Below are 14,166 nucleotides of genomic sequence, written 5' to 3' on the forward strand. Positions count from 1 at the left end.
CCTTTTGCTGTGAATCGATGACTTAATCAAAAAGTGCCGTAACGGGGAGGGAGACTTGCCAGTAAACGACGGCGTTGTCGGGATGGAGATCGTCCGGGAAATGCAGCGGCACGCCGAGCGACACTGACTGGCTTACCCAACGTGAAGATGCGGACAAACCGACGGAAGCGCCGGTCATATTGCCACCATCGACTTTGCCGGCTTTCCCCGCAATCCACCCGCTATCCAGCGCGGTGGTTAATGCGATATCTCCCAAAAATGGCAGCGTGGTGAATTGCCAATTCAGTTCATTACGCCAGTAGAAGCCTCGGTTGCCGGTCAGCGTTTGTTCCTTAAATCCCCGAACTGAATACTCGCCGCCGAGCGAGACACGTTCGCTGGTATACAGGTTGTCCGGCGTGGTCTGGCCATAAAGGGAGGTCAGAAAATATAGCGAAGGGGTAAGTGGGTAGAAATAGCTGCTGCTGGCGCTAAATTTGCGGAACTCGCTGCGCGGCAGGTCACGGTTTTCCTTTGTGTCATCCGTTGCGCCCCAACTCCTTAAGCCATGGCTGAGCATCGGGTTGAGCGTAAAATATCCGCCCGCCAGCGTCGTGCTATAGCTGAGTCCGATACTGGCGCTGCTGACTGTCGGGCTGCTGATCTCAAGGCGTTCACCCGCCATCCGGTTCTCGGTACGTCGGCGAGAGAGCGCGCTATCCAGCGCCAGCTTCTGCTTCCCATCTCGATAGAGCGTTCTGTTAAGGCTGAGCCGATGAGTATTACTTTGCCCTTCATAGCGATACGCGCTGCTGCCAATCGGGATCGGTTGGAAAAAGTCATTCCAGGCGTATTGGTAGCCGAGCGTCCAGTAGCCATAAGGCAAAGACATCCCGCCCGATAAGGCTTCGCTGCCGTAGCTATGGCTGAATGCGCTATCACGGCTGGCGGTGAGCCACCAGCGGTCAGCGAGTCGCAGCGGGTTATCGAGCGTTAGGTGGGTAGAAAGCTGTTCGCGGCCCGTGCTTTTTTGTCCGCTGTTGTCTGTGCTGAGAGACAGGGGGATAGGGCGGGCTTGCGTGGTGCGTTTGAGGTAAACAATCGAACTTCCGGTCTGTTTTCCCGGCTGAATATCAATCGTAACCTGCTGCGAAGGCAGGCGATTAAGTTGTTCCATCCCTTGTTCGATATCGCGCAGATTGAGAATGCGTCCTTCCAGCCCGGGGAAGGCCATCTTGATTGCGAGTGGTGTTTCCCCTTCCATGCGAATGGCTTCTATCTTTCCCTCGCTGACGCTGATGATGAGCGTGCCGCTGGAGAGGTCTTGCTCCTGTAAATAGGCCTGACTGGTGACAAAGCCGCGATTAAGGTAGGCGTTGGTCGTTTCCCTCACGGCGTTATGGACTGTGGCTAAATCCAGGCAGCGGTTTTGGTAGCGTTGCTGAATAGCGGCCCGATCTTTCGTTGAAAGGGACTCTGCATCGTGAAAGGTAATCCTTTGGATAGGGAAGCAGACAGCATCCTTTGCTGTTGGTGCAGTGACCGTGGGTATCGTTAAGGTGGTGCTGTTTTCCAACGATAAGCGCTGCTGTTTGGCCTGCTCCAATAATGACTTTTGCTGGAGTTCCAGCGCATCCCGATCTGTTGGGCTAATGGGGGTAGCGGCGAAGGTTGAGCTGCAGAGGCTCAAAGAAATAAGGCTTATAAAAGAAAGGGTTTTACACAAAATGAACGCGATCCTTACGTTGATTTACATTTTGCGCTTATATACACAAATGCCTTATTCCATGACTAGGTAAAATCGATACCTGATAGAAATTCGACAGAATGCATTGAGAAATTTAATTTATGAGAATAAAAATGATAGTCATTATCATTTTTATATAAATAGGCAGGTAACTATATCGCAAGATAGTGTAATCTTGATATTTATCATAGGGTTTCCGCTGTGATGGAAACCCTATGGGGAGGAAGAGATCGAAATCAGGCGTGGGTTAGCGCGCCCAGGCAGTCATCCAGTGCGCCGACCAGCCAGTCGATGTCCTGCGTCTGGAACGCCAGCGGCGGGCGTAGTTTCAGCACGTTGCCATAAGGGCCTGCTACCGATGTCAGCACACCGCGATCGCGTAGTGCTTCCGTCAGATTTAGCGTCAGCGTTTTATCCGGCGTTTTACTGTCTCTATCGCTCACCAACTCAAACCCGATGAAGAGTCCGGCGCCGCGCACGTTGCCTACACTGGCGTATTTGTCTTGCAGGGTAGTCAGTTCTGCCAGCAACTGTGCGCCCACGACGCGGCTGTGTTCCTGAAGTTGCTCATCGTGAATCACTTTCAGCACCGCCTGCGCAGCGGCCATCGCCACCGGATTCCCACCGAACGTATTGAAGTAGGGGATCTGATCGCTGAAGGCGGCGAGTACGTCGCTTTTTGCCAGCAGCCCGGAAACCGGGATGCCGTTGCCCATGGGTTTTCCGGTAGTGATGATATCCGGCACGACGTCATGCCGTGCGAAACCCCAGAAGGCGTCGCCAGTGCGAGCGAAACCGGGCTGGACTTCATCCGCGATGAAAATACCGCCATTGCGGTGAACCACATCAACCACAGGACGCAAAAAGCCGCGCGGATTGGGGTGTACGCCATCGGAAGAAAAGATGGAATCAGCAAGGAACGCGGCAAATTTGATGCCGTGTGCCGCCATGTCGTCGATCTGTTTCTGGATTTCATTGGCAAACCACACGCCCAAGTCCGGCGTATTAACGCGGTAGGCGTCCGGCGGCGGCACCAGTCGGGTCGTCGCTGCCAGCGGTTGGCCGCTGCCCAATGCCGGTGAGGCGCCGGAGGTCAGATCGCTGGTGCCGTGGTAGGCTTCACGCGTCACGATCACGCCTGTGCCGCCGCTCCAGGCACGCGCCACGCGGATCGCCAGATCGTTGGCTTCCGAACCCGTGCACATATACATGGCACGGTTGATCGCCGTGGGTGCGGTGGCGAGGAGCTGCTCCGAATAGTCCAGAATACGCTCATGCAGATAGCGCGTGTGGGTATTGAGCATTGTCATCTGTTGGTGTACCGCCTCTACCACCGCAGGGTGGCAGTGGCCGATACTGGCGACGTTGTTATACACATCCAGGTATTTCTTGCCGTCGGCATCCCACAGGTACTGCCCTTCGCCACGCACCAGATGAACCGGTTTGCGATAAAACAGACGATAAGACTCACCCAGTACCCGGCTGCGCTTGTCGGTCAGCGTACGGATATCCGCGCTCAGCGCGTCGGCATGTTCGGCGCGGAAGCTGTTGGTATCCATGATGGTTGAACGTGTTGCCATACTCTCTCCCGTTATAAAATGTGCGCCGCAGTGTTAGTTAGCATCGGCGACAAGCGGCTCAAGCAGATGTTCCCGTCGCGCTTTGGTCGTCAGGAAATAGAGATAGCCGAGCAGCATAAAGGTGCAGAACAGCCCACCGATCACCGGGTTGAACCAGAGCATCGCAATCAGGCAGATGATGGCGCAGACGAGGGCGAACGCGGGGACGATGGGGTAACCGGGGGCACGATAGCTGCGTGCCATATTGGGGGCGCTACGGTGCAGGCGGAACAGGCTTAACATGCTCATGATGTACATGACGATGGCACCAAAAACCGCCATGGTAATCATCGCTGCCGTCAGGTTCATGCCCTGTAGGTTAATCCCGTCGCAGAAGATGGCGGCAATCCCGATCGCGCCACCAGCCAGAATGGCGCGGTGCGGCGTGTGGAAGCGGGACAGTTTGGCAAGCCCCGGTGGAAGATAGCCCGCGCGCGCCAGTGCGAAGAACTGGCGAGAATAGCCCAGAATAATGCCATGGAAGCTGGCGATAAGACCGAACAGACCAATCCACACCAGCATGTGCATCCAGTTGGAGTTTTCCCCGACGATGAGCTTCATGGCCTGTGGCAAGGGATCGTTGAGGTCGGAGAGCTGACGCCAGTCGCCTACGCCGCCCGCCATCAGCATCACGCCAATTGCCAGCACCACCAGCGTCAGGATGCCGCTGACGTAGGCTCGCGGAATCGTGCGTTGGGGATCTTTCGCTTCTTCGGCGGCCATTGCTGCGCCTTCGATAGCGAGGAAAAACCAGATGGCGAACGGTATCGCTGCAAACATACCGGAAATGGCTGCGGGTGAAAATTCATGTTGTCCCGCCCAACCGTGTGCCACGAAGTTACTCAGGCTGAAGCCTGGCGCAACAACACCCATAAACACCAGCAGTTCCATGACGGCCAGCAGCGTGACCACCAGCTCAAACATCGCTGCCAGCTTCACGCCGAGAATGTTCAGGCTCATAAAGATAAGGTATGCGCCAACGGCCGCGAATTTGGGATTCAACTCGGGGTATTGCACGTTCAGATAGGCGCCAATCGCCATTGAAATGGCAGGTGGTGCGAAAACAAATTCAATCAGCGTGGCCATACCGGCAATCAGGCCACCCAGATCGCCGAACGCGAGTCGGCTATAGGCAAAAGGGCCGCCAGCATGGGGGATCGCCGTGGTGAGTTCGGTAAAGCTAAAAATAAAACAGGTGTACATGGCGGCAATGAACAACGTCGTGACTAAAAATCCCAACGTGCCCGCGACGCCCCAGCCGTAGCTCCAGCCAAAATATTCACCAGAAATTACCAATCCTACCGCGATACCCCACAAATGCAGGGTGCCCAGCGTGGGCTTTAATTTGCTCGTCATCACATTATCCCCGTCAGTCTGCTCATGGTTATTCAGGGCCAGTACGGCAACCCTTGTTGGCTTGTGTAGCGATAATGCCCACGCTTGTTGGTGGAAAACTTGACGCTGGCGTATCGAATGCTGCGCGCTGAAGTCAACTTTTACGGTGGGTATCGCGCCTGCGCCTTCTGGGGTCAAACCGGGGTTCTGGTGCGTCAAGTTTCTCTGTACGACACACGCCATGCTGAACGCTCGTTGACTCGCGTCGGAGTGGGAACCATGAGTGCTAAACAATATGACACCTTAAGTAATGCAGAAATTACCGCGCTGGCGCACCGGGCGCTTGCCTGCTATCCGGCGGCGCTGCAAGGGGAAGTGCGGCTGCTGTGCCGCTCGGAAAATGCGACGTTTCTTGTTTTGTCGGCAGGTAAGCGTTATGCACTGCGGCTACATCGCAGCCACTATCACCAGAAAGCGGAGATTGAAAGCGAGCTGCTGTGGCTGGATGCGCTGCGAGAAACGGGCATTGCCGTGCCGGAAGCGGTTCGTAATGTGGATGGGGAGCGGGTGCAGTCACTGGGTTTATCCGACGGTTCCTGTCGCTATGCCGTGCTGTTTCACTGGATTGACGGCGAGATGCCGACCACCAGCATTGATCCGCGAGCGTTCCAGCAACTGGGCGAGATCACCGCCCGCCTGCACCAGCATAGCCGCCAATGGCAAAAACCTGACGGCTTCCAGCGTATTGTCTGGGATCATCACACGATGGTCAGCGCGCAGAGCCATTGGGGAAACTGGCGTGACGCGCCGAACCTATCGCGTGGCGAACACGGTATTGTCGAGGAAGCCATCGGGCGTATGGGGGCGGAAATGGCGGAATTTGGCAAAGCGCCGCACCGCTACGGGTTGATTCATGCCGACCTGCGCCTGACCAATCTGCTTCTGCATCGCGGCGAAACGCGAGTTATCGATTTTGATGACTGCGGTATGGGGTGGTATCTGCACGATCTGGCCGCGGCGATCAGCTTTGTTGAGCACCATCCGCGTGCGGCGGAGTGGGTTGAAAACTGGCTGTGTGGTTATGAGCGTGTGGCGCACGTCAGCGATGAGGAATTGGCGCTGTTGCCGACGTTGTTGATCCAGCGGCGCATCCAGCTTACGGCGTGGGTAGGGTCGCACGCGGAAACCGAGATGGCGCAGAGTCTTGGGCCAGACTGGGCAAAACATAGCGTGCGCCTGTGTCGGCGCTATCTGGAAACCAGCGATCTGCCGATTGGCGTGGCCTGAATGCACCACGGGCGGGCAGCGTGCGCTATGGTAATGCCTGCTCGTCCCACAAGAGATTTGTAACCCATTGATTTCACTTCCTCACGCTCTGGTATGAAACTTGCTGGTATGAAGTCTGCTGATCGTTTCATGGCCCGTTGGCGGGCCGTGTGATACGGCGAGGTGAAAGGCAATGGAAAACGTGACGTACTCTTCGGCGCTGAATGCGGCGTTCTCCCGCAACTGTGGCGTGCTGGCGGCGGCGGCAACCGGACTCGGCGACTTTATCCATGATAATGGCGGTGATGCCGATCGTATCTTCGGCATCAGCGGCGTCGATCCCGAGCAGCTCGCCAGCCCGACGCTCAGTCTGGGGCTGGTGAACTATTGCCGTGTGATGGAGGAAGCCGCGCGCAATTCAGGCGTTGATAATTTCGGTTTACGCTACGGCAAGCAGTTTAAACCGCAGTCATTAGGCCTGATCGGCTATATCGGTTTATGTTCGGATACGCTGGAGCAGGCGCTGCACAATGTGGTGAAGGCGTTTCCCTGCCATCAGCACGACACGCTGACGCGCATGGTGGATAAAGGCGACTGCTGGCGGCTGGATTATCAGGTTCGGCACGGCGCCATTCTGCATCGCCGGCAGGATGCTGAACTGACGCTGGGTATGCTGCTCAACCTGATTCGTCATGTTTTGGGCAAGCACTGGGCACCGCGTGAAGTACATTTTGAGCATCCGCGCCCGGAAATGTGGCATGAGCACTGTAAGGTGTTTGATGCACCGGTTTACTTCGATCAACCCTATAATTCTCTGCTTATTCCCAAACACCAACTGACCCGCACCATGCCGGATCGCGACATGACATTGCTGCTGGTGATGCAAGATGCGATTCGCCGTCTGAACGAGACGTCACCGCAGCAAAGTATTGTCGATCAGGTGCGTACGCAGGTTCATCTGTTATTGATGCAGAAAGAGCCGACGCTGGAAGAGGTGGCGGAGAAGGTGGGGTTGTCCAGTTGGTCGCTCCAGCGTCGTCTGCGGGAGGAAGGGCTCAGCTTCTCTCTGCTGGTAGACAAACTGCGCTGTGAAATGGCGACGCACTATCTTCAACAGAAGCAACTGCCGATTTCGGAAATGGCGCTGTTGCTCGGCTATTCCGAGGTGAGCGCCTTTTCCCGTGCATTCCGTCGCTGGTTTGGCATTAGCCCGCGCCAGTGGCGTAAAGGTGAAGCCCTCAATCTTTCCTGATACCGCTATTTAAAATCCGCGTACGGCGTAAGCGGCTGCGGTGGGCTGTCGAGATCGCCCTGCCAGCCGGAGGCGGAGTAGCGCAGGTAGATGAGGCCGTGGCTTGGGGTGTAGTCCTTCGCTTGCTGAATGTCGATACCGACACCCAGCGTCCAGTGTGAACTGAGGCGGCGTTCGACAAGCGCTCGCGCCGTATAGCCGAAGCCGGAACTGCTGCTACCCTGCTCGATGGTGTCTCTGTCGGCGATCGCCGCGTTGCCCAGCAGGCCGGTCAGCGGATAGCGACGTTGATCTTTGGTAGAAGAATGTGACCACGACAGCGATCCGCCGAGTTCCCACGACCAGTTTTCCGTCCGCTGCCGGTAGTTCACCGGCACGCCCAGCGAGAAGTACTGCTGCGGGCTGTAGTAGCCGCCCTGACCGAGCGAGTAACCGCTGAGATCCTTCTGATAGCGCCACCACATGCTGTTCAGGCCGACCGTGACGCGTCGATTATCCTCGTTAATCAGCTTGTAGTAATAACCCGCCATGGCACGGGCGCGGTCATTATCGGCCACGTTTTTACCGGTGATCTGGTGGACGCTGAAATCACTCCAGACGCCATGCGCTTCACCCCGATCGTAGCTCAGCCCAAGGCTGACGCCCGTGGCGCGCACGCCACCCCAGGTAACGCCGGTGCCTGGGTCTTTGGTACCGCCGAATGCCAGCAATGAGCTGGATATGGGGCGGCGCGATGCCGTCGCCGTCCAGCCAATTTGTCGCCAGTCGCCGCTGTAGCTTGCGCCACCGACAACATCAACTACGTCAAAGCCGAGCGGTGTGGTGCCGAGATCCGCTGACCAACGATCGTTTTTCCAGCCTGCGGCAACGCTGGTACCCGTCGTTTTCTGTGATTTACCGTCGAAGCAGTCCTGTGTGGCGCAGGTGCCGAAGGTTTCCCGGTAGGCGCCGTTACTGCCTGTCGAGAAGGAACCGGCATTCATTTGCATGGTATCGGTGCGGAAGAAGGCACGGCCGTCGTACAGCGGCATCTCTATCTGCAACATGGTGTCGTGGGCGCTCAGATTGGAAATCCCGCCAGTGCCGCTCGAGCTCCAGTAATCGTGGTCAAGGGTGACGATAATATCCTGCTGGCGATACAGATCCGCCGCATCGGCGCGGATGCCGCGTTGCAGCCAGTCATCGCTACTTTTATTACGCGTCAGCCGAGTGTAATCATCATCGGTTTGCGGCAGAGTGGGCGTGATGCCGCTGGCGACCATCGCCTGTTTATAGTCCTGCTGTGCCTGTTCAGGCTGAGATTGCTGCTGTTCAACGCGTGCCGCATCGCGATAGATCAGCGCTGTCGTTTGATCGATAGGCGTTTGGCTGACCGGCGCTTTCTGCACATCGATTTTTAGCTGGCGGAAAAGGGCTGCCGATTTTTGCGGATTCCCTACCGCTTGCCAGGCGTTGGCGATGCGCCGCTGGCTGTTAAGCGTATCCGCTGCCTGTGTTGGGCGCTGGTTCAGACGTTGGCGCGCATCATCTTGCCGACCCTGCGCGATAAACGCGTCGATCTCGCCTAACTGGGCGTCGGGGTTCTGCGGTTCCCGCGTGCGGATGCGTTGGTACTCCGCCAGCGCCGTCGCGTATTCACCCCGTGCCAGCGCCCAGTCTGCTAGTAGCAGGTCGATACGAGTGTCAGCCGGTTGCTGGCGCAGGAACGCAATAGCGGCAGGTTCGTTACCCACATCGCGCATCGCTTCCGCTTTCGCCAGCGTGGTCTGAATCGTCAGACGCTGGGATAAATCACGCATGTCGTCGCTCCACTGTGCTGCGGGCAGCGTGTTCAGGTGAGCGAGTGCTTGCTCATCACGATTGGTAGACGACAGGTAAAGTGAGTAAACGTAGTTCTTCTCTGCGCTGGCGGGCGGCACCGCGGTCGCGCGTTGTACCACGCTGTCCGCCTGCTGCGTTTGCCCTAACTGGCGCAGCGTCTGGGCATAGTGATAAGCGAGCCATATATCGTTCGGATCCTGCTGGTTGGCCTGACGATATTTTTCCTCGGCCTGCGTCAACTGCTGCTGTTCCGACAACCGATCCGCCTGCTGTTTCAGGATATTGAGTTGCAGGGCAGCAAGCGTCTCTCGCATCGTATTCTGCTGGCTGCGCGGCAGGCTGTTGAGGTAAGCGAGTGCTTTCTCCGGCGACTGCCGCTGGTAAATACCAACCAATCCGCGTAGGGCGTTATTATTGCCGGGTTCAAGGTGTAAAGCCTGCTGGTAGAGCGGCTGGGCGGCAGCATCATTTTTGCTGGCAACCGCCACGTCGCCCAAACCAATCAGCGCATAAGCATTGGTATTGTCCATCTGGCGAGCCTGCTGATATTTCTGCCGCGCCAGCGATAGGTTGTTAGTTTTCAGCGCGTTGTCACCTTCCGCAATGGTGGCCCAATATTGCGTGCTTTTAATCAGCCCTTCCCATTTGCCGCTGTTCAGGCGGTTAACATCCGCCTGCAATGCCTTCTGGAACTGCGCCAGTGCTTTTTCCCGATCGCCTGCGCGCAGGTAAACCAGACCAATGGCACCGATCAGCTCAGGGTCGTTTGGCGTGGCCGCCAGCGCCTTATTCAACTCGCTAAGTGTGGCGGTATTGCCGCCGCCATCTTCAATTTGCGCCAGTGCGTGCAGCTTCCCCTGATAAACGGGGTCGGCTAATATTCCCTGCTGGCGGCTGAGTTCTTTACGTGCTGTATCCGCCTGTTCGCCTTCATCAAACACGGTCAAAAAGCGGTTTAGTTCAGCCACGCTTTGTGGCGTGACCAGCATCCGGCCAATAATTTCCAGCCAGAGTGACGCTGCCTGACTACGTCCGACGGGGTCATTAGAAAGCTGTTCGAGGAGGGGATAGGCTTGCTCATTGCGGTTCTGGCTAAACAACAGCCGTGCCAGCACCATGCGCAGCGGAACATTATTCGGGTAGACCTGATCTAACGCCTCCAGTTGCTTAATCGCCAGGGGCTGCTGGTCGGGCAAGCGAGAAACCAGACGCCAATATTCTACGGCGAGATCGATCGTGGGTGGCTCGCCGTGAAAGAGCGCATCGTACTGTGTTTTGGCTTCAGCATAGCGCCCGGCGGTAGACAGCAAGCGCGCCTGCTGTAATTGCTGGCGCGCGGCATCCTGCGTCAGTGCCAGCATGATGGCTGACTGACGGTAGGTGGCAGAGTCGGGAGCTACCGTTTTCAGCTTGTCCAGTTGCTGACGTGCCTGAGCCTGATCGCCTTGACGCAGCGCCAGCCGTACTCGGGCGGCGATAACCTCGGGGTTATTTGGATCGATAAGCTCCAGTCGATAAAGAGACTGGCGCACGAGGTCGTCTTTGTTGCTGGCCTCTCCCAGACGCACCTGCTCCATCAAAAATTGCTCTGGCGATGCGGTTTCCGCACTGTATGCCTGCGGCGCAGCAACCAGCAATAACGGGAGGAAGTGCAGCCAGTTTACGGTGTTGTTGTGCATTGGCTGCCCCGAGACGGTAAAAGTTGGCCTTGTGAAGTGAAGCGATAGCGCTTCTGATCCCATCCCTGACCAAAGAGCGTCAGAGAGGCGGAGAAATACGCATCATCCCCCGGAGGGTTGTCGACCAGCCGCTGTCGCTGAGCAGCCAGCGCGTCCGGTTGGCGGGAGAGCATCGGCAGCAGCGAGGCGGAAAACCCAACCGATCCCTGGCCAGTGACGGCGCCTGTCGCAGTGTCGGTTTTTTCGGGCGGCAGACCTTGCTTTATCGTCTGCTGAATCATCGGCTGAAAATGTTTGACCAGATCGGTTTTCCCTCTGCTGCTGTCGGCCATCATCCCTGCCCACAGATAGACGCGGATGGCGTCGTAGCTGCCGACGTTGGGTTTGGTAGTATCAGGCTGCCAGCCCTTATCTTTTTGCCAGATGACCCAATCAGGCGAGAAGCCTTTTGGCGCGGTTTCCAACAGCAGGCGCTGCGTGGTGCGCTGCATGGCTTTCCACGTCTCACCCAGCGGCGCAAAGCGAGCCAGCAGCTGTGGCGGAAGGTAGCTGGGGTTTAAGCGCCAGCTCTCTTTCTCTGCGAAGCCTACTTTGCCGGGCAGCAACATCACGCCCAGCCCTGGAATATTGACGACCTCTTCTTTGGCGATACGGGTGAGCAACGCGGTGCCTACGGTCTGATAGCGCGCTTCTTTCCACAGCCGACCAGCCTCAAGCAGGCTGTAGGCGATCCACAAGTCGGCATCGGAAGCAGAGTTCGGATCCAGCACTGTCCACTGCTTATCCTTGCTCTCTCCCCACAGCCAGGCGGGCAGATGAGCGCGCAAATCACCGGCGGACAGGTTGTTTTCCGTCCATTGCAGCAGCCGTTCAAACATCACGCGATCGTTGGCAACCAGCGCAAAGAACATGGCGTAGCTTTGCCCTTCGGACGTGGTGATTTTGTTGGGGGTAGAGGTATCAATCACCCGTCCTTCCGCACTGATGTAATGCTGTTTGTACTGCTCCCAGGCTGGCCAGTCGCAGACGGCGGCGGTGGCTTGGGAAACCCATAGCCACAGCAACGTGGGGATCAGGTCGCGCAGCACGCGTGGCATGGTGCGTTAGTCCCTTTCATCCGGCGACAGGCGACGGCGACTGAAGAATTTCATGCCACGCCACAGCAGCCAGGCAACAATAACGACGGTAAGCGTCGAGATGATGGCTAGCCAAACGGGATGTTGCGCCAAGGTGTGCCAGATGCGTTCCCACCACGGCAGATGGCCGACGTAATAAATGTCTCCGACGCGGAGATTATTAATACCTGATTCGCGGATGACGGAAACGGAGCCGAACAGCGAGGCTCTTTTTTCGCTGTCGATCAGCGCGTTATTGAGCAGCGTATAGCCCTGTGGGCTATCGGCCAGCAGGGCGACAACGCTACGCTGGTCGTGATACGGAGACTGGAAGCCGATAATCGCCGACATCGCGCCATCACCGCTGACGGTGGTTTTGCTGTCTGGTTTCGCGTCAGAGTCAGGCGGGTCCATGTCCAGGACCGCGGTCTGGCGTGTCGGTTGTTTTATCCAGCTTTGCGTTTGCTCGACCAGCAGGTTGATTTTGCTGTCATCGTGCAGCGCTGGCGGGATAGCGCCGATCATCAAAATATCGCTGTCCTGCTTGTCGATTTGCGTCCAGTCATCGCTGAGCTGTACCGCCAACGCCGGGTAGCCGGTTTGCGCCCCAATGTTACCGATGGCGTTCAGCATGGCGCTAACCTGAGCTGGCTGTGGCTGCTTGTTCACCAGCACCAGCGTTTGTGACAGGTCAGCCAGTCGGCTAAACGGGTAGCCCGCATTCGCAAAGGCGCGCAGATCCGGCATCGCCATAAAGTGGCGGTAGCCAGAGAAGTTAATCGTCGAATTGCTGTCGATGACGGCGTGATTCACGACTGGCGTATAGGTTTCGCAGCGGTCAGCGGTGCCGCTGGAGAGCAGCGTGGTGTAGTTGAAATCAAAGCGCAGCTGGTTGGTGGTGCCCAGTTTCAGCGCCGGAATGGACAGGCTCTTGTCGGAATCCCATAGCCCCTGCGTGAGTGGCAGGCGCATTAACAGGGAGTTCTGGTCCTGTTCCGGTGCCAGCGAGAAGGCCTGTACGAACTGGTTGTTCAGGTTAATGCTCAGACGTGAACCGTCCTTAACCTGCGGCGCGGTATAGCGATATTTCAGCCGCATATCGATGCCGTGGCTGCGGATCAGGAACAGATCGGGCGGCAGGTTCATGGTCAGCGAAATCGGCCGGGGCACGATACCGTCGGTTTGCAGCTGTTCGTTATATTGCTGTAGTTCGGCGAAGGTCATCGGGCGGTCGGTGCGAACCCAGTTTGGCGCATCATACGGCTGACGTGGTGCGAGCTGTTCGACCTTATCGATGGTGACGCTTTGCCCACGGAACAGCGGGTTCCCCTGCGCGATGCCCTGCACGGCGGTGAGCAGTTCATTGTCATCACGCCCCTGAACCACTAGCAGCTTAATGTGAGGATCGTTGGGGTGGCTGATAATCGATACCGTTGGCCCGTTCACTGCGGGAGTATCGCGCAGGAAATCCGGCCGCTTATCGTTGGTAGCGAACACAATGCCGTGGCTCTCCGGTAACTGGTTGAAGAGCGCTGGGAAAGACTGCCCGCGCCACTGCGCTTTGCTACCAAACCACGAGGCGAGCACCGCAGCGGCACGCTGCTGCACCAGATCCGGCTGGCCGGCAAAGACGATGGGCAGCGTCAGCGGGCGGGTATCGCGGCTGTCAAAAAACGGCGCAGGGAACGGTGACAGATCGTCCTTCAGCGTCAGCTTCTGGAATTGCAGGTTGAGCGTGCTGGCTTTACTGACATCCAGCCACAGGCTGGTACTGGCCGGGTTTTCACAGATGTTCTGATAATGGCCGACGAACACCAGTTGCAGGCGGTTAAAGTCCGTGATGTAGCGCGGATCGATAGGAATACGGACGCGGTTGGATTTCCCCATCTGCTCTTTGCCAAGTGGCGTGACGCCCATTAGCTCATTGTTCAGGTAAACTTTGATATGCGACTCGGTGGGGATTAGCGCCGGCGACGGGGTAAATTCGAGATCGAGAGAAGCCTGTGTGACCACCTCGTCGCTGCGAACGCCGAACTCAATTTGTCCGTCGGGATTGACGCCGCGTAATGCAAAGGTGCCTGGAGCTGGTGCGATTTGCGCAAAAGGCAGCGTCACGTTGCGCACGGCAGCGTTGGCCGACGGCGGTGCCAGAGGAACCGCAGGCATGGTCGCCGTTGGCGCTGCGGCAGCAGGCGGTTGGGTTGTGTCCTCCGTTGTCGGAGTGGGTGCGTGCGGCGCGGTGACAGCCTGAGATAATGAGCTGACGCCTAAAGCCAATGCGGTGAACCAGATTATTTTTTTCGTCATTGTGTCATCATCAATGTTAAGGGTCTTTCTCGTTGTCGGGAGAAAG

General features: G+C 57.2%; 8 protein-coding genes. 2 read left to right on the forward strand and 6 right to left on the reverse strand.

Annotated elements, in window-relative coordinates; all coding sequences use genetic code 11:
- Positions 1-22: 22 nt before the first annotated feature.
- The 3 genes from WCT94_RS13470 to eat all read right to left on the reverse strand — a co-directional run bounded on the left by WCT94_RS13470 (position 23) and on the right by eat (position 4,701).
- Positions 23-1,705, reverse strand: a complete 1,683-nt coding sequence (locus WCT94_RS13470) for a ShlB/FhaC/HecB family hemolysin secretion/activation protein (RefSeq protein ID WP_336869966.1) — start codon at positions 1,703-1,705, stop codon at positions 23-25.
- Positions 1,706-1,962: 257 nt separating this feature from the next.
- Positions 1,963-3,306, reverse strand: coding sequence for an aspartate aminotransferase family protein (locus WCT94_RS13475; protein ID WP_336869967.1), 1,344 nt, complete (start codon positions 3,304-3,306; stop codon positions 1,963-1,965).
- Between the two features lie 33 nt (positions 3,307-3,339).
- Complete coding sequence (gene eat / locus WCT94_RS13480; protein WP_336870048.1) at positions 3,340-4,701, reverse strand: ethanolamine permease; 1,362 nt, start codon at positions 4,699-4,701, stop codon at positions 3,340-3,342.
- 258 nt (positions 4,702-4,959) lie between these two features.
- Between eat and WCT94_RS13485 the strand changes: the two genes are divergently transcribed.
- Positions 4,960-5,967, forward strand: coding sequence for a phosphotransferase enzyme family protein (locus WCT94_RS13485; RefSeq protein ID WP_336869968.1), 1,008 nt, complete (start codon positions 4,960-4,962; stop codon positions 5,965-5,967).
- 172 nt (positions 5,968-6,139) lie between these two features.
- The gene (gene qhpR / locus WCT94_RS13490) at positions 6,140-7,198 is read left to right on the forward strand and encodes an AraC-like transcriptional regulator QhpR (protein WP_336869969.1); all 1,059 of its coding nucleotides are present in this window, start codon (positions 6,140-6,142) and stop codon (positions 7,196-7,198) included.
- Positions 7,199-7,203: 5 nt separating this feature from the next.
- Here qhpR and bcsC read toward each other — a convergent pair whose 3' ends face one another.
- From bcsC to bcsB, 3 genes are read right to left on the reverse strand one after another with little or no spacing between them, the layout of a single operon-like run.
- Positions 7,204-10,698 (reverse strand): cellulose synthase complex outer membrane protein BcsC, encoded by a 3,495-nt coding sequence (gene bcsC, locus WCT94_RS13495; RefSeq protein ID WP_336869970.1) that lies wholly within the window; start codon positions 10,696-10,698, stop codon positions 7,204-7,206.
- Positions 10,680-11,795 (reverse strand): cellulose synthase complex periplasmic endoglucanase BcsZ, encoded by a 1,116-nt coding sequence (gene bcsZ, locus WCT94_RS13500; protein ID WP_336869971.1) that lies wholly within the window; start codon positions 11,793-11,795, stop codon positions 10,680-10,682. Before bcsZ ends, bcsC begins: the two co-directional genes overlap by 19 nt.
- Before the next feature lie 6 nt (positions 11,796-11,801).
- Complete coding sequence (gene bcsB, locus WCT94_RS13505) at positions 11,802-14,120, reverse strand: cellulose biosynthesis cyclic di-GMP-binding regulatory protein BcsB (RefSeq protein ID WP_336869973.1); 2,319 nt, start codon at positions 14,118-14,120, stop codon at positions 11,802-11,804.
- Positions 14,121-14,166 lie beyond the last annotated feature (46 nt).

The sequence above is a fragment of the Pectobacterium sp. 1950-15 genome (assembly GCF_037136835.1).
Classification (GTDB): Bacteria; Pseudomonadota; Gammaproteobacteria; order Enterobacterales; family Enterobacteriaceae; genus Pectobacterium.

Bases quoted from the DNA above. Each gene is read 5' to 3' on its own strand.
- WCT94_RS13475 (WP_336869967.1), bottom strand. From the start codon at position 3,306: ATGGCAACACGTTCAACCATCATGGATACCAACAGCTTCCGCGCCGAA.
- eat (WP_336870048.1), bottom strand. From the start codon at position 4,701: ATGACGAGCAAATTAAAGCCCACGCTGGGCACCCTGCATTTGTGGGGT.
- WCT94_RS13485 (WP_336869968.1), top strand. From the start codon at position 4,960: ATGAGTGCTAAACAATATGACACCTTAAGTAATGCAGAAATTACCGCG.
- qhpR (WP_336869969.1), top strand. From the start codon at position 6,140: ATGGAAAACGTGACGTACTCTTCGGCGCTGAATGCGGCGTTCTCCCGC.
- bcsC (WP_336869970.1), bottom strand. From the start codon at position 10,698: ATGCACAACAACACCGTAAACTGGCTGCACTTCCTCCCGTTATTGCTG.
- bcsZ (WP_336869971.1), bottom strand. From the start codon at position 11,795: ATGCCACGCGTGCTGCGCGACCTGATCCCCACGTTGCTGTGGCTATGG.
- bcsB (WP_336869973.1), bottom strand. From the start codon at position 14,120: ATGACGAAAAAAATAATCTGGTTCACCGCATTGGCTTTAGGCGTCAGC.